This window comes from Cohnella kolymensis, from assembly GCF_000829465.1.
Taxonomy (GTDB): domain Bacteria; phylum Bacillota; class Bacilli; order Paenibacillales; family Paenibacillaceae; genus Cohnella; species Cohnella kolymensis.
In genome coordinates, this window is sequence record NZ_JXAL01000004.1 from 74493 (window position 1) to 95813 (window position 21321).

General features: G+C 53.3%; 21 protein-coding genes. 6 read left to right on the plus strand and 15 right to left on the minus strand.

Going from position 1 to position 21321, the window contains the following annotated elements; genetic code table 11:
• Nucleotides 1-8: 8 nt before the first annotated feature.
• From SD71_RS05580 to SD71_RS23865, 5 genes are all read right to left on the minus strand, one after another.
• Nucleotides 9-1391, minus strand: a complete 1383-nt coding sequence (locus SD71_RS05580) for a dihydroorotase (protein ID WP_041060761.1) — start codon at nt 1389-1391, stop codon at nt 9-11.
• Entirely contained in the window at nt 1381-2937 is a 1557-nt protein-coding gene (locus tag SD71_RS05585) for an HAL/PAL/TAL family ammonia-lyase (protein WP_235427010.1), read from the minus strand. The genes SD71_RS05580 and SD71_RS05585 overlap by 11 nt, the downstream gene beginning before the upstream one ends.
• 20 nt (nt 2938-2957) lie before the next feature.
• On the minus strand, nt 2958-4067 hold the full coding sequence (locus SD71_RS05590; protein ID WP_041060763.1) for a DUF917 domain-containing protein: 1110 nt from the start codon (nt 4065-4067) through the stop codon (nt 2958-2960).
• Between the two features lie 50 nt (nt 4068-4117).
• Nucleotides 4118-5695, minus strand: coding sequence for a urocanate hydratase (locus SD71_RS05595; protein WP_326998700.1), 1578 nt, complete (start codon nt 5693-5695; stop codon nt 4118-4120).
• 864 nt (nt 5696-6559) lie between these two features.
• Entirely contained in the window at nt 6560-6706 is a 147-nt protein-coding gene (locus tag SD71_RS23865; RefSeq protein WP_161793340.1) for a hypothetical protein, read from the minus strand.
• Nucleotides 6707-6853: 147 nt separating this feature from the next.
• On the opposite strand from SD71_RS23865, the gene SD71_RS05600 reads away from it, so the two are divergent.
• From SD71_RS05600 to nagA, 3 genes are read left to right on the plus strand one after another with little or no spacing between them, the layout of a single operon-like run.
• The gene (locus SD71_RS05600) at nt 6854-7723 is read left to right on the plus strand and encodes a MurR/RpiR family transcriptional regulator (RefSeq protein ID WP_041060765.1); all 870 of its coding nucleotides are present in this window, start codon (nt 6854-6856) and stop codon (nt 7721-7723) included.
• A complete protein-coding gene (gene nagB, locus SD71_RS05605; protein WP_041060767.1) occupies nt 7720-8448 on the plus strand; it encodes a glucosamine-6-phosphate deaminase in 729 nt (242 codons plus the stop codon). Before SD71_RS05600 ends, nagB begins: the two co-directional genes overlap by 4 nt.
• Nucleotides 8445-9611, plus strand: a complete 1167-nt coding sequence (nagA, locus tag SD71_RS05610; RefSeq protein WP_041060769.1) for an N-acetylglucosamine-6-phosphate deacetylase — start codon at nt 8445-8447, stop codon at nt 9609-9611. The genes nagB and nagA overlap by 4 nt, the downstream gene beginning before the upstream one ends.
• A gap of 103 nt (nt 9612-9714) precedes the next feature.
• Here the strand turns inward: nagA and SD71_RS24735 are convergent, their stop codons facing one another.
• Nucleotides 9715-9957: a hypothetical protein gene (locus SD71_RS24735; RefSeq protein ID WP_235427011.1), complete on the minus strand. Its 243-nt coding sequence runs from the start codon at nt 9955-9957 to the stop codon at nt 9715-9717.
• Entirely contained in the window at nt 9912-10808 is an 897-nt protein-coding gene (locus SD71_RS05615; RefSeq protein ID WP_235427012.1) for a ParM/StbA family protein, read from the minus strand. The genes SD71_RS24735 and SD71_RS05615 overlap by 46 nt, the downstream gene beginning before the upstream one ends.
• A gap of 189 nt (nt 10809-10997) precedes the next feature.
• On the opposite strand from SD71_RS05615, the gene SD71_RS05620 reads away from it, so the two are divergent.
• From SD71_RS05620 to SD71_RS05630, 3 genes are all read left to right on the plus strand, one after another.
• Entirely contained in the window at nt 10998-11996 is a 999-nt protein-coding gene (locus SD71_RS05620; protein WP_041060772.1) for a peptidoglycan DD-metalloendopeptidase family protein, read from the plus strand.
• A gap of 4 nt (nt 11997-12000) precedes the next feature.
• Nucleotides 12001-12456 carry a bactofilin family protein gene (locus SD71_RS05625; RefSeq protein WP_041060774.1) on the plus strand — a complete coding sequence of 152 codons (456 nt, stop codon included), beginning with the start codon at nt 12001-12003 and terminating at the stop codon, nt 12454-12456.
• Between the two features lie 92 nt (nt 12457-12548).
• The gene (locus SD71_RS05630; protein ID WP_041060776.1) at nt 12549-13403 is read left to right on the plus strand and encodes a hypothetical protein; all 855 of its coding nucleotides are present in this window, start codon (nt 12549-12551) and stop codon (nt 13401-13403) included.
• On the opposite strand, the gene SD71_RS05635 is transcribed toward SD71_RS05630, so the two are convergent.
• The 8 genes from SD71_RS05635 to SD71_RS05665 all read right to left on the minus strand — a co-directional run bounded on the left by SD71_RS05635 (nt 13390) and on the right by SD71_RS05665 (nt 21316).
• Complete coding sequence (locus SD71_RS05635) at nt 13390-13656, minus strand: DUF1294 domain-containing protein (protein WP_041060778.1); 267 nt, start codon at nt 13654-13656, stop codon at nt 13390-13392. The genes SD71_RS05630 and SD71_RS05635 overlap by 14 nt on opposite strands.
• Nucleotides 13657-13795: 139 nt before the next feature.
• A complete protein-coding gene (locus tag SD71_RS05640) occupies nt 13796-15817 on the minus strand; it encodes an Ig-like domain-containing protein (protein ID WP_041060780.1) in 2022 nt (673 codons plus the stop codon).
• A gap of 210 nt (nt 15818-16027) precedes the next feature.
• A complete protein-coding gene (locus SD71_RS25810; RefSeq protein WP_326998701.1) occupies nt 16028-16447 on the minus strand; it encodes a metallophosphoesterase family protein in 420 nt (139 codons plus the stop codon).
• Nucleotides 16448-16532: 85 nt separating this feature from the next.
• A complete protein-coding gene (locus tag SD71_RS25815; protein ID WP_326998702.1) occupies nt 16533-16997 on the minus strand; it encodes a metallophosphoesterase in 465 nt (154 codons plus the stop codon).
• Between the two features lie 26 nt (nt 16998-17023).
• A complete protein-coding gene (locus SD71_RS05650; protein WP_041060781.1) occupies nt 17024-18970 on the minus strand; it encodes an ATP-dependent DNA helicase in 1947 nt (648 codons plus the stop codon).
• A gap of 19 nt (nt 18971-18989) precedes the next feature.
• Nucleotides 18990-19415: a DUF1904 family protein gene (locus tag SD71_RS05655; RefSeq protein WP_082034068.1), complete on the minus strand. Its 426-nt coding sequence runs from the start codon at nt 19413-19415 to the stop codon at nt 18990-18992.
• A gap of 123 nt (nt 19416-19538) precedes the next feature.
• Nucleotides 19539-20177, minus strand: coding sequence for a PAQR family membrane homeostasis protein TrhA (trhA, locus tag SD71_RS05660; protein ID WP_041060784.1), 639 nt, complete (start codon nt 20175-20177; stop codon nt 19539-19541).
• Nucleotides 20178-20179: 2 nt separating this feature from the next.
• A complete protein-coding gene (locus SD71_RS05665) occupies nt 20180-21316 on the minus strand; it encodes an MFS transporter (protein ID WP_041060787.1) in 1137 nt (378 codons plus the stop codon).
• Nucleotides 21317-21321: the final 5 nt, after the last annotated feature.

A 21321-nucleotide genomic window follows, 5' to 3' on the forward strand; every position in this document is an offset into this window, starting at 1 on the left:
CCTGTCCGTCATGACCGATGCACCGCCGGGATAAATCGCCCATGCCCCGCTTCCGCGAATTTGTCGTTGTCCGCGTCATAGACCAGAGTTCCTCTGACAATGCTGTGCGTCACGCAGCCCCGCATTTCCAATCCGTCATAAGGGCTCCAACCGGCGCTGGAGTGCAGTTCACGCTCGTCCAGTATTCCGCTTGCAGCCGGATCAAGGACGACGAGATCCGCATCATAACCGGGCTGTATTTTACCTTTGCGGTGTCCGAGTCCGAACACCGATGCCGGTTTTTCGCACAGCAGCCGAACCAGATCGTTCATTGACAGCCGCCCCTTGGCAACCCCTTCGCTGTACAGAACCGGCAGGAGCTGTTCGACGCCGGGCGCTCCGGAAGCGTTGTTGAAAATGTTCGAATCGTCATTCTTTCTGTCCAGCGGCCACGGCGCGTGGTCGGAAGTAATGAGGTCGATCGAGCCTTTTTTCGCAAGTTCCCATAGTCCCTCTACATCTTCCGGGGAGCGGAGCGGCGGATTGATTTTGCCCCGCCCTTTCAGCCTCGGCATGTCTTCTTCACTGAACATCAAATAATGCGTACAGGTTTCGGCCGTCACTTGAACGCCTTGAGAACGGTAATAATCAACCAGCTCGAATACTCGTGGAAAAGTACAGTGGTACAAATGCAGCTTAACACCGGTGGCATGAGCGAGTTCCAGTACCGTAAGCGCAGCGGCCGATTCGCTTACCTTCGGCCGGCTCCAGGAATGGGCGCGGGGATCGCTCCCCTCATCCTTGAATTTGTCAATGTACCGGCGGACGATCTCGTCGATTTCCGCATGCACTCCCACAGGCACACCGGTCTCCGCGATTACCGCAAAGGAGTCGAACAGCTGCCCGTCATCAATGCGCGGGAATCGAAAGGAATCGGTGTTAAACATGGAAACCTTGAATCCGCAAGCTCCGGCGGCAGCCAAGCTGCGGATGTCGTCATATCCGTCCTGCTTGTGAATCGTAACGAGCATGGCCATATCGACCACCGATTCGGCTTCCAGCCGCTGCTTCTTTTCCTCGAATGCATCGAGAGTGCAGATCATGCCGGTTGCGTCGTAAGGCATTTCAATGATCGTCGTTACACCGCCCGCTGCCGCCGACCGGCTGGCGTTGAGAAAACCTTCGTTCAAGGCGCTGTAACAGTGGACATGGGCATCAATGGCACCCGGCATAACGTAACGGCCTTCCGCATGCATGACTTGTTCCGCATTCGCCAAATCTTCGGCCGTTACGGCTTCAGCCTTCGTGATGCGCTCGATTTTTCCGTGTTGCACCCACACGGCATGATCATATAAAACACCGTCCGGCAGGACTGCGTCTCCGAACACAATTAAATCGTATTTACTTTGCATATGATGTTCCCCCTTGCTGTTCCAATACAATGCGGGATAATGCTCCGCTTTCAAGAAGTGCGGCCGCCGCTTCGATGTCAGGCGTCAACGGCCGGTCTGCGGAAAGGAATGACACGGCTGACCGGATCGCGGAATAAGCATGCTGTGTTCCTTCGCCAAGCCTGAGCCCTTGACGCAAGTCGACAGCCTGCGCTGCATGCATCGCTTCCATGCCCAATATGTAATAGAGGAGACGGATAATTTCGCCTGTTTTTCTGACCACGAGCGGCGCATTGGTGGCGTGATCCTCCATGTCGCCGGAAAGCGAGTAAAAGTCGGCAGACACCGGATTAGAAAGATGACGGATCTCGGCATCCAGAGATGTAAAAGTTTTTTGGATCGTTCCGAAGCCGATCGCTTGATCGGGATCCGGAGTCAAAAACCGCGCCAGCCCGGTAAAAGCGGGCGTTCCAAGCTTGAGGCTCCGGTAGCACGAAATTCTGGACACGTGGCTGAGCGCAATGCCGAGCATCTCAAAAGCAACCGCCCATGTCGTCACATCGAAATTCGAGTTCGGCACGATGCGCCCCTCATCCTCGATAATACACGGATTATCGTCCGGGCTGTTCAGCTGGATCAGCATCAAGCGCTCGGCATAAGCGAGCGCATCTCTCGCAGCTCCGTGCACTTGGCACGCACTGCGAAAGCTCAGCGGATCTTGAATGCGCTCAGCCGTATCGGCGTCACTCAGCTGGCTGCCCTGCAGAAGCAGGCGGACCGCTCTCGCGCTGTCCGAGGCGCCTTCAAAAGGCCGAACCCTGTGGACGGCTTCATCCAATGGATCCGTGGAGCCTTGGAATGCTTCCAGCGACAGAGCAAAAACGGCATCTGCCGTCGCCAGCAGCTTGCGGCAATCTTGAAGCACGAGCGCCCCGGTTCCCGCCGATAAGGCGTTGGAGCTGACGATCGAAAGCGCGTCTTTTGGGCCCAGCGTCAACTTCTGAAGCCCAGCCTGCATGAGCGCTTTCTCTGCGCTCATCACTTCCCCGCCGTATCGGACGTCGCCTGCCCCAATCATGGCCAGTCCGATATGGGACAGCAGCGTGATATCCGCCGCTCCGACAGAGCCGCGAAGCGGCAAAACCGGATGCACCCCTTTATTCAGAAAATCCCGGTACATGCGAACGACAGCCGGCTGAATGCCGGCGCCGCCGCTTAGCAGCGTATTTAGCCGGACGGCCATAACCGCCCTCACCTGCTCGTCATCGGCCAGAGGCTGGGCACCCGAGCTGTGAGAGTAAATCAAATTACGATTGTAAGCTTCAAAGAAATCTGCCGATATTAATCGGTCCTTGTTCACGCCAACGCCTCGGTTCAAACCGTAAATCGGGATGTCCTTCGCCGCAAGATCGTTCAAGACCCGATGTGCCCGTTCTACGTGCTCCTCCGCACCGGGGTCGAACGAGACAAGCGCGCCATGCTTTGCGATCCGCTCGACCTTGTCCAGCGTTAAAGAACGGCCGTCCAATACCACCGACTCCATCATGCCCCCGTCCGTCTCCATCATGCCCCCGTCCGTCCCCTCCATTAGAATTCCAGAGCTGTCATCCCATCGAAAGCATATTTCGACAGCTCAATACCCATCGCCTTTTCCACTTCAGGATACACGGTCGGATCTTTCACGCTGGAGCTCAGCGGGATGTGCCGTTTGTCTATGGCGAACAAAGCGATTTCCATATCTTCTCGTACAAAACCAACGCTTATTGGAAGCCCCGTTTGCGTGTCGAACGTCGTAATCACATCCGGGAAAGTCGTTAACCGCTTGCCCTTTCCATCGTCGACCGCCATATACTCATTCATGACGTGCAGGACAAGAGTCCCGCCCTGGCCGTCCTCCATCGTGATCGTACCGATATCGAAAGCCCCGGAGTAGTTCACGTTTTTGTTCAAAACTTTACCTCGTCCGAGAATTCTGCCTTTTGTCTCGCGGCAAACCGTGTCCATAATCGCTTCAGGTCCGTCGGCTTCCGCTGCGATCATCGCTTTGCCGAGATCCAACGCGATCGAAATGCCGCCAATCGCGGCATGCTGCTTGATATACGAAGCAGGAATCGGATGTCGTGCCGACGCGATAAAACCGCCCGACATGTCGGAAGCGGTGCGCAAAATGTTGGAAGTCTTGCCGGGAGTGCCTTTGACAACCAGTTCGAGGTATGAGCCGGTGTCCCGTCTGCCCCCGACGACAACCTGGATCGTCTCATAATCGGTGCGGGAAGCAAGCCCCATCGAACCCATCTTGCCTGTCGGATGCGCCCGAATATCGCCTGTAGCGTCAACGACGACCAATCCAAGCGCGGCTGCGGGAAGCCAACCGTTCGTCGTACTGGACATGCCGTTCTGCGGAGTCATTACTCCCACGACTTTGCCTTCAAAACGCTCCATCAACAGTTGAACCGCCTTGATATAGTCGACGCCCCACATTTCCCATTCGGTTCCGGCAGGCGCGCCAATCGCGGTACATGTGATGATTATGGCATCGTCCGGCAGTTCATCTACCGACACAAGCTTCGGTCTTCCGACAGCGACGGCTGCACCTCCCATCTCCAAGCCATGATCCACCCAGCCTCCGCCGCCTGCTGCGAATACCGCGCCGCCTCTTACGGCGGCTTTTACATCTTCTATCGTTAATTCACGCATATAGATAAGCTCCTCTCATTACGCTCCTGTGCGCCATGTGTCTTAGCGAATCAGCGCTGCGCTTCCGTCGCAACGCGGCGAATTCCTTTTTCGCGGATTTCATCGAACGACTCTTCATAACCGGCATCCGCATAACGTAGCACGCCTATGCCCGTGTCGTTATCGAGCGTCGTTTTAAGCCGCAGATCGCTTTCCTCGCTGCCGTCCGCCACAATCGTCACACCTGCGCTCGTCATATAGCCGCTGTATCCGCCGCCCCCGGAGTGAATGGCAACCAGATCGGCCATAGACGAACAGTTCAGCATGGCGTTCAGCAAAGGCCAGTCCGCGATCGCATCGCTGCCGTCCTTCATATTTTCGGTCATAATGTTCGGATGGGTCATTGCGCCCGCATCCAGATGATCCCTGGAGAAAGCGATCGGACCGCTGAGCTCCCCTTTTCGCACCATTTCATTGACGGCCAGCGCAAGTTTCGTCCGGTCGCCATGGCCGAACCAGCCGATGCGCGCGGGAAGACCCTCCACCGGTATGTACTTATTCGCCAAATGGATCCAGTTCGTCACAATGTCATTGTCCTTGAACTCTTCAAGAATATAACGATCGATCTTGCGAATATCCTCCGCATCTCCGGTTAAGGAGACCCAACGGAACGGACCGATTGCACGGGCAAACAGCGGACGCAAAAACCCTTCGGTAAACACGACGATGTCAAACGCATCCTCGACGCCGTATTGCGCGGCTTGCGAGCGGATGTTGTTCCCGTTGTCGAACACGATTGCGCCTTGGCGCTGGAACTCCAGCATCGCCTTCACTTCTTCGGCAATGGAGGCTCCGGACATCGCTTGCAGCTGCCGCGCGTCGGTCTGGCGCAGCTCCACCGCCTGTTCAGATGTGAGTCCTGCCGGTATGTAGCCATACACAAGATCGTGCGCCGACGTTTGGTCCGTTACGATATCCGGAATAATTCCGCGCCGCAGCAGCTCGGGATACACTTCGGCCGCATTGCCTTTCAAACCGATCGATACGCTCTGTCGATTTTTTTTGGCATCCTCCACCCAGGTGAGCGCTTCGTCCAGACTGTCCGTTTTCTTCTGCAAATACCCGACTTCAATCCTCTTGTCGATGCGGGCCTCGGATACTTCGACGCAGAGGATTACCGCACCCGCCATTGTTCCGGCCAACGGCTGAGAGCCTCCCATACCGCCGAGCCCAGCCGTCAAAATAAACCTGCCGCGCAAATCCCCGCCAAAATGCATTCTGGCAATCGATTGAAAAATTTCGTATGTGCCTTGGATGACTCCCTGCGACCCTATGTACTGCCAAGCCGCCGCCGTTAAGCCGCCCCAAATGATAAGCCCCTGCTCCTGATATTTATAGAAGTTTTCGCTCGTTGCCCATCTTCCCACCATGTTGCAGTTTGCCATGATGACCATTGGGGCAAACTTATGGGTGCGCATCACACCGATCGGTTTGCCCGACTGGATGACGAGCGTTTCATTCTCTTCGAGGTTTTTTAACGTGTTCACGATCGCGTGGTATGCATCCCAGTTGCGGGCTGCTTTGGCCAACGCGGCGTATACGGTAAGCTCTTTTTGGTTTTCTCCGTTTTCCAGCACATTCTCCAGCATCCGCAGCAGAGCTCCTGTCTCCAGCCCTTGCAGCGAAGCTCGTTTCCCCTGGCAGCCGCTATTCGCTCCACAGCCAGTCCTCCTTTATTATCAAATTGCAATAACTAGTTTCTACTTAATAATAGCAAATTATCAAAAGCAGTTCACCGTCAACAACGGCCTGTCTGATTAAGTAACCTAATTGAGGCAGCCGGAAAACGGTGAGCAAGCATTCGCTTTCTCGCCCTTTTTGTCGATATCCCCGCCGCTCAGTAAGAAGGTAGCCTCATTTTCCAACCTTTTGACGGTATCCCCGTCGCTCAGCACCACATAGTCTCATTTCCAGTCTTTTGTCGATATCCCCGTCGTTCAGAACTTATTTTCGTTAATTAATGATAGGTGTTTTTGAAAATTGTTGACTTTAAATGGCCGAAATCGCTTTGCATCCAGTTGATCTGACGTGTCAAACTCCACCTGTCTACATCATTACTGCGTGCGTCTGTCGCTTGGGAGAATAAGTGCGAAATTACAACTATTTTCTCTGAATTCGTGCAACTTACCGGAATAATTGCAAAAATACAACTATTTCGTCTCTGTAGTCCAATAAACGCGAGAACTGACGGAATTAGCTGCATATCGTTGTTATTCCCAGCATTCACTGCAGTTCCGCTGTAATAAGTGTATTTTTGCAACCTATTCCTGGGATTGGCTGAGCGAAGGGGATATCGACAAAAGGGATCGAAACAACCACTCCGGTTGCTAAGCGAAGGGGATATCGACAAAAGGACCGAAACAACCACTCCGGTTGGCTGAGCAAAGGGGATATCGACAAAAGGGGAAAAAACAACGTCTCCTATCCGCTGGAAATGGAGACGTTGATGATGATTATGAAGCTTTCTCTGGGGAAATGAGTATGATTTTTCCGTCTGTGAGCTCCAGTTTGACCTTGTTCGTGTCCTTTACATCGATGGATTCGAGGTAGGTTGACGGGACTTGTTGGCGCCCCGCTTTGTCGGGGATGGCGTATTCCACATGCGAATTCTCTTCCGATTGGACAATAATTGTGCGGGTAAAATCTGTCAATTTGGGTTCGCGTGTGGTATAAATAAAATATGAAAATAATTACCTTCTTTAGGCATGAATATGAGAAACTAATTTTCGTCAAAAAGGGGTGTTAATGTGAGCATCCTGAATGCTTTACAGGAGAAAACGGACAGCTCGTATCCGAAGGAACGAACGCTTGCGGATATGATCCTGCAGCTGCCGCAGGATGTTGTGGCCATGACGATAACGGAGCTGGCCCAGCGTTCCGGAAGCAGCACGGCAACGATCTCCCGATTCTGCAAAACGCTCCACTGCCAGAACTTCCCCGAGTTCAAAAGGAAGCTGGCAGCCGAGCTCGCCCAGCAGACGGCCGCCGCCCCGACTCATTATCAGGACATTGTGGCGGGCAATCCTTTGCCGGATATCGTCGCCGCGATTACGGCGAACAATATGCGCTCGTTGACGGACACGACACAGCTTCTGGATCTGAACCAGCTTCGCTTGGCGATTACAATGCTCCATCAAGCCAAACGAATCGATCTGTACGGCTCCGGCACATCGGGAATGGTCGCGCAGGATCTGTTCCATAAGCTGATCCGCATCGGTAAAGCGGCGGCCGCATTTTCCGATCCGCATCTGCAGCTCACGTCTGCTTCTTCCTTAACTCCCGAAGATGTAGCCGTCGGAATCTCTTACTCGGGTGAAACGCCGGAGACGATCCACGCCCTGCGTTCTGCTGCCGAGCAAGGTGCCGTGACTCTATCAATCTCCCGGTTCGGGTCGAGTACGCTCACCAAGCATGCCTCCATCAGCCTCTTTACGTCTTCCTCGGAGGCCGGTATGCGCCGGGGGGATATGGCCTCGCGCATGGCGCAGCTGCATGTCGTGGATATTTTGTTCACCGGCCTGGTCAGCGAGCATTTCGACGAATACGTCCCGCGTCTCGAACGGTCCTTCCAAACCGTAAGACGATACACAGGAAAAAAGGAGCGGAAACTGCGATGAATATTCTTACCTTTGACTCGGATGACAAGCTGAACGAGGCGGCGGCGAACATTATCATCGGCCAAATTCAAACGACTCCGCGGGCGGTTCTCGGTTTGGCTACGGGAGGGACGCCTGTCGGAATCTATAAGGAAATCGTGCGCGAGTTCCAAAGAGACATGTTCAGCTTCCGCCGTGTAACTACTTTTAACCTGGATGAATATGTGGGACTGCCGGTCGACCATTCACAAAGCTATCATACTTATATGAGAAAGCATTTGTTCGATCATATCGACATTCCTTCCTCCCAATGCCATATTCCCGACGGCCATGCGCCCGATCTCCATGAGGAGTGCCGGCGCTACGACGCGTTGATCGAAAATGCGGGTCAAATCGACCTGCAGCTGCTCGGACTCGGCCATAACGGGCACATCGGCTTTAACGAGCCTGCCCATGCGCTTATCCGCGGTACGCATGTCGTGGATTTAGCTGAAGCGACTCGGGAAGCGAACGCCCGTTATTTCGACGCGATCGACGAGGTTCCCAGGCAGGCATTGACGATAGGAGTCGGTACGATTCTGAAGGCCAAGAAAATTCTGCTGGCCGTGAAAGGCGAAGATAAAGCGGAAATTGTGGAACGCGCTCTGAAAGGTCCCATCACGACGGATTGTCCGGCCTCCCTGCTTCAGACGCATCCGAATCTCATCGTGCTGCTGGATTCGGCAGCGGCAAGGAGAATGAAATGAGCGGACAACTATTGATTCATAACGGACGAATCGTAACTCCTAACGGCATGATCGAAAAAGGTTGGATTCGTTTTAACGACGGCATCATTGAGGAAATCGGCAGCAGCCCCGCACACGAAGACCGCGGGACTGCGCATGTGCTTGACGCTCAAGGCGGCTGGGTGCTGCCCGGCTTCATCGATGTCCACGTGCATGGCGGCGCAGGTCACGATTTCATGGATGCCGATGTGGAAGGCCTGAACGAAATCACCCGCTTCCATGCCGCCCACGGAACGACAGGCATTCTGGCGACGTCGCTTACCGCATCCAGAGACGATCTCACCGGGGTATTGGAACGGATCAGCTCCTACATGTCGGCTCCGATGCCATACGCTCAGGTACTCGGGGTACATTTTGAAGGCCCGTTCATCAGCGAAAAATGGAAGGGAGCGCAAAACCCTGCGCATATCGTGCCGCCTCAGCTCGATTGGTTGGAAGATTGGGCGGCCCGATTCCCCGGCATTATCAAAATACAGACGCTCGCGCCGGAAACGGATGGAGCGCTCGACTATATCGAAGGCCTTGCCCGTCATGGAATCGTTCCGAGCTGCGGCCATACCGACGCTACTTATGAGCAGATCACCGCGGCCGCGGACCGGGGCTTGCGGCATGCCGTACATGCTTTTAACGCGATGAAAATCTTCCATCACCGTGAACCCGGAACTGTCGGCGCAGTGTTGACCGATGACCGGATTATCGCAGAGGTTATCGCCGACGGGCACCATGTGCATCCTGCAGGCATCAAGCTGCTTCATTCCGCCAAAGGAACGGACAACCTCATTCTCGTCACCGATGCGATGGCTGCGGCGGGGATGCCGGATGGCGATTACAATCTCGGCGGTCTTCCGGTGCGAATGACTTGTGGCGTTGCCCGCCTGAAGGAAGGCGACAGCTTGGCCGGCAGCACGCTTAACATGATCAGCGCTGTGCGCTTCCTTGTTCGGGAGGTAGGTGTCCCGGTCGAACAGGCCAGCCGCATGGCCAGCAGCAACCCCGCTCGCCAGCTGGGCATCGCCCATCAGACCGGCACGCTGGAAGCGGGCAAAAGAGCGGACATTCTGCTCCTGAACGACGCTTTGGAATTGCAAAAAGTATGGATCGGCGGACGCGAGATTCAATCCTGACAGGGTGTGATTCGCCTCTTCTGAGCCAAAGGGATATCGACAAAAGGCTAGAAATACGACAAAAACCCGTCCTGCCTGCACAGGACGGGTTTTTATCATTTTATTATACCGCTTCGGATTGGGTCGTTTTATTCTTGGCCAGCTTGAGGTAGCCGTATACGTTCTGAAGCTCGCTGTCTTCGACGAAGCGAAGGCGCATACTGTCGGAAGCTTCCAGAATGTAAGACTTAAGAGCCGCAGCTCCGCCTCCGAGCACATAGAAGCACTGGATGTCGGGATACTTTTTCCAGCGTTTGCGAATCAGATCGACGATCTTCTGCGCGGCGCGGCTGAAATAGGTGTCCACGATCGGCCGAATGTCCGCCTGCCTTCGCCGACCCGCTGAATGATGAATTCGTTGCGGCGGATTCTCTGGATGAGCTTCGTCCGGCTCGGGAAGCGATAGCCGTACTGGTCCTCCACGTCCCGAATGATGGCATCGAGGTACGAAGCCAATCCCATCTGCTCTCCCGTGCTGAATTGATTGTCGATGCTCATCCGCTTCACGACCGGAAAATCGGTCGTCAAAGCTCCCATTTCACAAATGCCTATGCACCCGTAATAGAGCTCTTCATCGCGCACCTGCAAATTCTCGTGAGTCGCCATATTGAACAAAGCCGCCGCACCTTCAATGGATATGATCGCCCGGCGGATATTCACGCGGACGGTGCGCCCTTTCAGCTTGGGCGTCGACAAGAAGGTCACTTCGTGCTGCCCAACCAGCCTCTCTTCGAACAGTTGATGGAAACCGGCGTAGGTGCGAACCGGCAAACCGGTGCCGATAACATATTCCACCTCGTCGATCGATTGTCCGGGCTGCAGCGTATGAGCCACGTTCATCACGCTGGCATAAGCCAAAGCCGTAAGCGCAACGATCAGTGCCTGGTCGCTCGTCGCCTTGTTGTCCGTCTCCTCCAGCTCCGCGTTGTCTTGATCCTCCGAGGCGAGAAGCCCGACGAAGTAGCGCTGGCTCTTCTTTTTCAACTTAGGGCTGTAAACCATCACATCGAGCGCCTTCAAAGGAGAGTCTTCCTCCTGCAAAATATGGCGTTCATACCCCGGCGACACAATACTAGGAATAATCACAGGCTCGTTCGAACCGTTGACTACCAATTTAACGCTGTCGTTACCGATATCGATACCCGCTAACCTGATCATAGGGAACCTCCTGACTCTATCCTGCTTATTAGAATATTCTAATCTCTACTAGATACCGATTCGCTTTTATACGACAAATTCCTCTTTTTACTGTAAGCATTCTTGCAAATTTTCCCGAAAAAAAGGATTATGTACCCATTTTGTCGAATTACCTCGGGACGATAACGTGTATCAAGCAGGAGGAAAGTCATGAAATGGAAGCAAAAAAAGTTCACCTTCATGGTGATCCCGGATGCGAACAGCTCGGTGATGCGGTTTCAATTGTCAGCGAGCCTTATCGCGGCCGGAGCGGTAATATTGACGGTTTTGGCAGTCGGTGCGATAGCCGCAATCTTGTTCTATCAGAGCAATACCGGAGAAGTCGGCAAGCTGCAGCGCCAGCTCTCCGCAGCTGCTGACGAGTACGAACAAACCCTCAAAAACAAAAACGAGCATATTAACGAGCTCCAAACGGAAGTCGCCGGACTTTCCGAGCAAGCCAAAACGATCGGCAGTCGAATGAACGACATCAAGAAGCTGGAGTCGCAATTAAAGGATATGGTCGGCATTAAGGACGGCGACTCCTCCCCTTCCAAAGGCAAAGCCGGAGACACGGCAGATGTGTCCATGGACGGCGGCGGAACCGGCGGTGAAGAGCTTCCGGTTACGGATCCCGAAATGGCGATGCTGGTCGATCAAACGCGCCAAGACCTTCTCTCCATCGGGGAGCAGATTGAAGCGCTGCAGCCGGAGCTTGAGCGAACGAAACAAGCGGTAGCGAAGCATCAGAAGTTGCTGCGGATGACGCCCACCATCTGGCCGGCGGATTCCCGCAGGGTCACTTCCCTGTTCGGCGTTCGCACGGATCCGTTCACGGGCCGGGCTACCTTTCATGGCGGACTGGACCTTGGCGGCGACACCGGAGATCCGGTCTACGCCACTGCCGACGGCACGGTCGTTACGGCTGATCGTGAAACCGCTCACGGAAACCATGTCGTTATTGCCCATTCGAATGGAATCAAGACAGGGTACTCCCACTTAAGCAAAATATTGACCGAGGTCGGAGCCAAAGTGAGAAAAGGCGACATCATCGGCGAACTCGGCTCTACGGGCCGAAGCACCGGTCCCCATCTCCATTACGAGGTTTTCGTGAACGGCGAAAGGGTCGACCCGCAGCCATATCTCAAAGCAACCAGAAGGGACAGTTGACCATATGTTCAAAGGCAAAAAAACGAAATTCGATCCCAATATGACGGACACCTTGATCGGTGAAGGAAGCGTGTTCGAAGGGAAAATAAAATCCGAAGCCGGAATTCGCGTGGAAGGCCGGATTATCGGGGATATTGAATCGGCGGGAGATGTTACGGTCGGCGAGAACGGTGACGCCCGTTCCAACATCAAAGCGCGCAACGTTATTTTGGCGGGACGTATAACAGGCAATATAACGGCCAAAGGCAAACTGACGATCAAGGCTTCCGGACAACTGCACGGTAACTTGTCGGCCCTTGAATTGTCGATAGAAACAGGCGGAGTCTTCCAGGGCTCCAGCAAGATGGAAACCAAAGCTTCTTCCGCCGCTGCCGATTCGGCAAACGGACAAACGGATCTCGAGTCCGGGGCCGCTGCAACGTCGGATGACGGTACCGCATCTGTGCTGAAAACTTGGTAGCTTAGGGCCGCTCCGGTAATTGCCGCCGTTCTGCCGTTCGTGTATGATTCTTAAAAGGCAGACAGAATGGCACGCTAACTGGAGTGATGGAAATGGAAGAGTTGAAAAAAGCTTATGAAACACTTGGCTTATCCGAGAATGCGAGCAGAGAAGAAGTCGAGAACCGCTATTTTCTGCTCTTGAAAAAAGCCCGTGCCCAGCAGAATCGCAGCAATTCTAACGACGCGAGCGAAGGTGCCCCTGACCTTGGGGACATTAACCGGGCATATAAACTGATTATCGGCGTGGAAACGGAAAAGGGCAGCACGGAAGCCAAGCAAGGTAAAATCTCTCACTTTTTCTATTACTATAAATTTCATGTGATCGCGGTGATCCTGCTCATTCTGGTCGCAGGCTTTTTCACAAAACAAACAATCGACAAAAAAAACGAAGAAGCGAAGCTGCCGCCGGCCAATCTCTCCGTAACCGCGTTCGGCAGCTTCCTTGCGGCCGATCCGGCTGTGCTCGAGAAAAATATGCTGGCGCTTGTTCCGGAATGGAAAAGAATCAAAACGACCGTTTCTTACGTTCCCAAGGAAATATTGAGCCAGCAGGATATGGCGTTACAGCAGAAGAGCGTGTTAAACCTGATGACCGAAAAGTCGGAGCTCTATATTTTGGATGAAACGAGCTTTAAGTCACTGGTCAATCAGCATCTCTTTCAAAAGCTGGACACATTGGATGGATGGTCGTCCATTCAGGCGCCTCCGGATCGGATACGAGCGATCCGCACCGATGAAGACAGCAAAGAAGAGCCTTACGGAATAGATATTACAGGAAGCCCGGCATTGAAGAGCCTTCAAACGAACGGCGAGCGACAAATTCTTGCGGTACGGGCAGCGAATGAGAAATGGACGGAAACCCGCAAGCTGCTGGAAAAGCTCGTGCAATCCGTCAAACCGCAATAAGCAGCCAATACAGGCATATGCACTGAAGGACAAGAATCAGAGGAATACCGATGACAAACGAACGATGTTTCGTTTTGTGCCGCCAGATTCTCATACCCAGCAGGGTGCCTATTGCCCCGCCTATCACCGACAGAATGAACAGCGTGCGCTCGCGCACTCTTCTGCCGCCTTTGCGGGCTTGCGATTTGTCATGTGCCATCATAAACATGGCGATCGCGTTGATTACAACGGCATATCCGATATAAAAGCGCATCCTCTGCCTCCCGAACTCAAACTTAATCTTTCTATCTTAAAGTGTCGGGGATTGGCAGTCAACGCATCTACTCCATAAAAATAAGTCCTTCACCCGCGGTAACGGTGGAAGGACTTATTTTTATTATGGCTTGTGATGATTAAGGCTTAAAGTCAATATCAGTAGTCTGGAGATTGTTCCATCCTGCAGCGTCCCTTATGAATCCGGCCTTGAAAGTGATTTTATAGGTTTGGCCGACAGTAAGCGCGTCACGGAAATTTAGAGTAACTTCCTTGGCAGGGCCCGTTGCTCTATCCGGAACAACAGAGGTGATCGTTGCATCGTTGACAACAAATGCACCCGGTTGAATACTGACAAGCTCACTGAACTGGACTTTTACCGAGTTCCGAGATAACACCACCACATTCGAAACTGTTGGAACGGTGTTCGCTACCGCTGTGCCTGCGAAAGCTATTTCATCCTTGTCTCCGGCGGTCGTCAAGCCGACCACACCCGATACACGGGCGAGGTACACATGGCTCACCTGGAATAAATTCGGATTACTTTGGGTCGTACGGAACTGTATGGTGACCACATTGTTGGTTCCGGCTTTACGCTGTATAAACGCCTGCCAATTCGCCGTAGACACCGCTGTACCATTGTCTGTAAGGACGGTCAGGCGTAAAGCTCCGACATCGGTATCGCTGATCGCGCGGCTGAAAGTAACTTCCACTGTGTTCTGATCGATGGCACGAAGGCTCTGTAAGTCAACCGGAGTTTCCGGATTGGCAATGCCGCCGAACCAATGTGTGGAAGCATCCATGACATTGCCGGCCGTATCGCGAACATTGGCCACAGTCAGCGTGTACAAGGTGGCGTCCGCTTGAGCGGATGTTCTCAAGGTGACCGTGACACCGTCAGCGTCAAGTACAGCCTGGCGAACCGCGAGTCCTTTATCTATGCTGTAGTTTCCTGTTGAAGTCGCGCTTTGCGGATTTAATTTTTCGCTGAATCTTACGGTCAACGAGGCATCCGCATTGATTTTGAAGAACGTTACCTTCGGTTTGGCATGGTCGTTATTGCCGGTAAAATACAAATCGTTCCGCGTATCCATGGTATTGCCGGCCAGATCTTTAACGTTGCGGACGATCAGCTGATAGGTTTTGCCGTGTGTTTGCTCCGAAGTGGTGAAGGTAACCGTCCGATTGTCTGCAGAAAGCTGAAGATTACGAATGCTCAAGCCGTTGATTTGATAGTTGGCGGCCGTCGTCGCAGATCTCGAATCCACAGCTTCGGAGAATACGACGGTTATAACGCCGTTCGGTGAGCTGACAAACGATTGAACTTGCGGTTTCGTCGTATCTTCCGAGAAGGAGATGTAATTCCAAGCGGTTCCGTCAATAAACAAGGTGTGAGCGACTCCGCCGATTTGCCGGTCGGTCCATAACGTTACCGTCACTCTGTCGGCGCTTAACAGGATTTGTTGGATCGTGAGCCTGTTGCCATAGACATCCCTTAAGGTGAATTGGTTCTTATCCAGGTTATTTACCGGCGTGACCAGGTTCACTTTCAAGGCTGTGGAGGAGAGCGCCTCGACTGAACGGACACGGAGCGGTTCTGTATTGTTCTCTGAATAAATGGCATAAGCGGCTTCCACAAGCAGACCGCGGGTCGCGGCTTCGGTGTAATCATTCAGTCTGGGAATCAAGCCTTGCTCCAGTGCGGCGCTGACCGCGCTTCTGGCCCATTTGGACACTTTGCCGGAAACAAAAACCCCGCCGCTTTCGGATAAGCCGTACGCTCTTATGAGAATTACGGCGAGCTGCTCGACCGTCACCGTTCCCTCCGGATCGAACGCCCGGGTTTTAACCCCCATCATCAGCCGGGCGCGGGTCACGGCCTCAACTTCCTGGAACGACCAACGGGACCTGAGAACATCGTTGTAGCTCGGGAATGATGCCTGCTCCGGCAGCTCCATCAGCCGAAACAGAACGGCGGCGAGCTGCTCCCGCGACATGGACTCATACAAACGCGAGCTTCCGTCCGAGAATCCTGTGAAGATGTTCTTCTGCTTGAGAACCTCGAATTTTTGCTCTGTCGTAAGGTCCGTGGCAGCGGTGGCCGTGAATGGGATACTGAACAATAACAACAGCGCAAGCAGAAACAAGCCGGTCCTTCTCATTTTGATACCTCCTCATTATGATCCGCCTTGAGTATGTCCGTGCTCCGACCGGCGGGTTGCTATTCTTTTGACGTGGGGCAGATACGTTTTGTTTCGGTACTGGAAAAATATTTTAATTTGTGAGACAAGCTGTATCGTTGACAAAGTAAAAAGACCATTCTTGCGTCTCCGAAGAGTTGCCAAGAATGGCCTGACATGGAGTAACGAAAGTTAATCGCGTTCGAATATCCGCAGCAAGCGGCTTACCGGATTCCACGGCGAGTGCTTTCTTTGTTTGGCTATTTTTTTGCCGTTACCGAGCCGAAGCCAGGTCGTGAAGCGGCCGCTCTCTTTCTCTTGCAGACGAATTACCCGCGCGCCTCGGGGGTACAGCCACGGCGCGTACGCATTATAGCCGGTTGACCTTCCGTAACAAAGGCGGATTCCGTGAAGCTCTCCCCAGTAATCATTCGAATGATCATGACCGACAAACGTACCCATTATGCCGCCCTCTTCAATCATAGCCGCGAACATTCCCGAGTTGATCCGGGGCGAACCCTCTCTTTCAAGCCGATGCCCGTAGCAAACTTTGGTTCTCCACACTTCTTTGTATTCGGGAATGGAAATATGAAAGAACGCTAAAGCAGGCACCGGCAGCCCTTTATTCTTTTCCTTCAGCTTACGGGTTTGCTGCCTGAACCAGTCGATCTGATCCTTTCGGATCCAATCGTATCCTTTAACTTTGGGTATCTCGCAATAGCTCCCGCTGTCGAGAAAAAAAAAGCGCAGCCGCCGGCCGATTCCCGCCGCCCAGCAGGGGCACGACGAAATTTCCGGTTCCGTGATGCTCTGGAGGCCCCGTTTCGGCAATTGTGCCTTTATGCTCCAGCTGTACCTTCATCAGATCCGCTCTTGTGACTGCGCCTTCGGTATCGTGATTCCCGAACACAACCGCCCAGGGTATCCCGCTTCGCTCCGCTACGGCGACCGCCTCACGGAAAGACCGGCGGGGATCGCTGCAGTGCAGACTCTCTATTACGTCACCGGTGAATACGATGAGATCCGGCTGCTCAAGCTTCAATACTTTTTCCATCAAAGCCCTGGTTTTCAGATCGCGCCGTCCACCATCCTGCCAATGGAGATCTGTAAACTGCACGATCGTGAAGCTTCCATCCGCACGAAATCGCAAGCTTTTACTCATTGGGTTACCTCTCGATATGATAGCTTTTAGTCGGTTTTTAAGGGAACCCCCTGCGGCATCAAGTCCTCAATGACCTTCCGCAGCTTGGGCTGTTCATGAATTTCCTCGCTAAGAATGGCGATCATTCCGCGGTCTTCGCGGGTGCGAATCAACCGCCCTATTCCTTGCTGCAGCCGAAGCAGCATATAAGGCAGATCCACCTCTTCATACGGTGAGGCCGCCGCTTCACGTTTAGCCGTAAACACCGGATCTTGAGGAGGAAAAGGAAGCGACCAAATGATCACGTTCGATAGCGACGGACCCGGGATATCAAGACCCTCCCACAAGCTTACCGCACAAAGAACGCTGCTTTCATCGTTCTGGAAGGCGGCGATGAGGTGGCTGATTTCGCCGTCTCCTTCAAACAAGAAGCGCAAGTCCGCACATTCCGCAAAAGAAGAAATTGCTTCTTTAAATCCGCGCAGCTGCTCTTTCCCGGTAAATAAGATAAGCGCCCTGCCTTCCGTTCGTGCCAGCTGCCGTACGGCTGCTTTCATTTTCTCCGCGAACGATGCGCCGTAAGGCCATTCAGGTGCCGTAACTTCCATCCGGTTCCTATAATCATATGGAGAATCCACGCTGAAGGATACGTAGCGTTCGATGCCGAGGCTCTCGGCCAGATACGTGAATGATCCGTTCACGGATAATGTTGCCGATGAAAAGACGACCGGCATATTCAGCGCGAATACCCTTTCACGCAGAACCTCTTTAACGGCCCTCGGCATGATGACCAGAGTGAGCCCGTCATCGCTCTCGGCAGCCCAGCAGATCAACGTGTCCGAATTTTGAAACAGGCTGAGAGCCTTCTGAATCATTTCCAAGTGCTCTTCGACAATGCGAAGGTGATATTCGTTCAAGGTGTACAGTTCGCTCTCAAAAACGAGCTCTTCTTCGATCGCCTCAATGACCTGACGGAACAGGCGCACCTGTTCAAACAGCGCATCGTTCAAAATAATCTGTTTGCGATCGGAGCCGGGTATCGGCTTACTTTGGCGGGATAACGTCTCGAACAACAATTCGCTGCGTTCGATCGCCTCATCGATCCGCATGGCGAGCGACTCGCGTATTTCACCCCTTAACAAGCGGGTTATCAATTCTTCAAACACCGTATGCTTCAGCCGATACGTTAACGCCTTCTGAGCAGCGCCTTCCAGCAAGTGCCCTTCGTCGAATACGACCGCGCAATGATCGGGCAGCAGCGGAATCTGGCCTTCACGCTTGCGCCCCTCATATGTCCACACATGTTCCATATAAAAATCGTGCGAGCAAATGATCAGATCGCCGGATTTCCTGTAGTGTTCACGGGATAAAGTCTGACCGCAGCGGTGTCTTTGTTCGCAAGCGAAGCAATCCTGAAAAGGATCCCAGCTCACCTTGTTCCATTCATTATCGTTCAAATGCGGATATTGCTTGCGATCTCCGTAAGCGTAGAACGATTGCAGCCCTTGGTATTGATGGACAAAGTCCGGCAGTTCCTCGTGCAGCGTCCTGTAAAGGTCCGGATCCTCATCGCCCTGCGTTGCGCTGTCCAGCTTGACCAAGCATAGGTAACGATCCGCCGATTTCGCCGTTCTGGCGTCAATAGCCAGACTGAGATGTCGAGCCAGCTTGGCCAGATCTCCTTCCGGCTTGGCCAATTGTTCGATCAGCGATTCGTCCGCACAGGCGATTACGGCCGGTTTGCGGGTGTACCTGGCGTAACAGATCGCATACAACAAATAGACAAGCGTTTTACCCGTTCCCACTCCGGCTTCGGCGAAGATGGTCTGCTTCTCGGCAAACGCTCTCTCCAGCTGATAGGCCATATAGATCTGTTCGTCACGCACTTCGAAACCGGCTTCCGGCAATATATCGTAAAAAACATCGGCGACCCATTCTCCAACCTGCTGAAGAAAAGGCCGGGCATGATCGTATTCAAACGGATACCGGTTCATTATAATTTCTGCCTCCACTCTACTCACGCAATGCGTCCCTCAGCTTGCTGGACATGTTGGCGCTTGAGCCGTTCAAGTTCAACTGCAGCGCTTTTCTTGCTTTCCGGAGCTCGTCCTTGAGCTTTGCGTTCTCGGCTGTTAGGGCTTCGATTTCTCCATAGGTGCGAAAAGCGATTTCCATCTCGGGTATGCCCAGCGAGCGCAAATGACGGTCAATGCACTGAGCCGCTTGGTCCCGGATCGGGCGTCCCCGATCAAACCAGTTCACTTCCACAAAAGGGTAAGAGGCGACATACGCCCCATCGAATATGGCGGTTGTATGAAGGCACTCGAGCAAGATGTGATCCGAAGGGCATTCGAATACATTTGCGAGTTCCTCAATCAACGGCTTACTGATTGTAATGATTAGTTCCGGTGTAACTCCCCGGATCAGCAGGTGAGGCATGACAGTGACACTCCTTCGATGTTCGTCCGCTAGCACGCGGAGAACAGCGCCGAACGCAATGCCGCCGGAAAGGCAGCCGCGACGGCGCTGATTTTATTTTGGCCGGATAATGACGCTGACAGCCTATAAAACATACAACAAAATAGCGAAGAAATGCATCACCGAGCCGGCCAGCACGAACAGATGCCATACCGCATGATGATACGGAAATCCCCGCCATACATAGAACACCGCACCGCCCGTATAGAGAAGCCCTCCGATGATGAGCAGACGAATGCCTTCCGGCATCAGCAGCACTTGAAGCGGCTGCCACGCGAAGACGATCAGCCAGCCCATTGCCACGTAGAATAAGGTCGAGAGCACCAAAAACTTTTTGGTGAAAAAAGCTTTAAACACCACTCCGGCGATCGCCAACCCCCATACAATCCCGAACAACGTCCAGCCTAACGGACTCCGCAGCGTAACAAGCAGCAGCGGCGTGTAGGTTCCCGCAATAAACAAGTAAATACAGGAATGGTCGAATGTCTCGAACAAGTCCTTCACTTTGCCTTCCGGAAACGCGTGAACGAGAGTAGAGGCGGTATAGAGAAGCAGCATCGTCACTCCGTAGATTGTAAAACTGACGATGTGCCATACCGTGCCCTCCATGCTGGCAAACACGATCAACAACACTAACCCGGCGATACTGAGCAGAGTCCCGAGCCCATGCGTGATGGCGTTGGCGACTTCTTCTTTTCTCGTATAAACATGTGTATCCGCCATATTCACGCCCTCCTTTTGAGCAATTTCAAACTAAGCAGGAAACCGAACGCAGCGACAATCGCCATAATCCTGTACAGGGCGCTGCCTCCCCATTCCTCGATTAACCAGCCTCCGGCCGTTGAGCCGATAATGCCCGATACGCCGAAAAACATAACCGTAAGCATCGTCTGGCCGGTAGACTTCCACTGTTCCGGTACGATCGAATATAAATATTGCATACCCCCGACATAGAACAGCACGAAAGTTACGCCTTGAAAAACCTGCAGGGCGACAAGCTCGTAAGGATGCTGCGCAAATGACGACAGCAGGAAACGGAGCGCGTACATGCCCGCGGCGAACGCCATGAGCAATCCTTCCCTGCCCGGCTTGATCAATCGGGAGCTTATAGCGAAGAACAACGTTTCCGTAATGGTCATGACGAACCAGGATATACCGGTTAACCGCACATTGCCGCCGAGTTGCTCCATATATAAGCCCACAAAAGTGTCGTTCATCTTATGCGGGATGGCCACAATGAGCACGATCAGGAAGAATGTCAGCGTATGCGATTGCAGAAAAAATTCCTTCAGATGAGCGAACAGCGCCGGTTTGGCGGAAGCTTTCACGTCCGTGAGGCCCATACAGAGCAGCAGCGCTGTCGTACCGAATCCAAGGAAAATCCACGAGAGGCTTCCCATCCCGAAGTGCTGCATGCTATAACCGGCGAGCAGCGAAGTGACGGCAAAGCCCATCGCCCCGAACATCCGGACCGAGCCGAAGCTCACGCCTTCCCGCTGCGTGGTTTGAAAGTTCAGACTCTCCACCAAGGGGTCCGTCGGAAGATAGAAAATGTTCATAAGCGCTACCAGGACCACCAAGCTCCACAGGTGAGAGGTTTGATACATGACTGTCCCTATGATCACTGACGCTGCCAGAATGATCAGCAGAACTTTTTTGATCGTACGGTACTTGTCGCTGACCATTCCCCATAACGGCTGGGAGACGATGCTGATCAAGCTGCCCATGCCGAGCATGAAGCCGATGTGTGTCTCGGCAATGCCGACGTGAGAAGCGTAAATCGGCAGAAAAGAGATAAAAAGCGAGAATAGAGAGAAGTAGAAAAAATTAAAGCCCTTCAAACGCAAAATAATCGACACCATGCGAC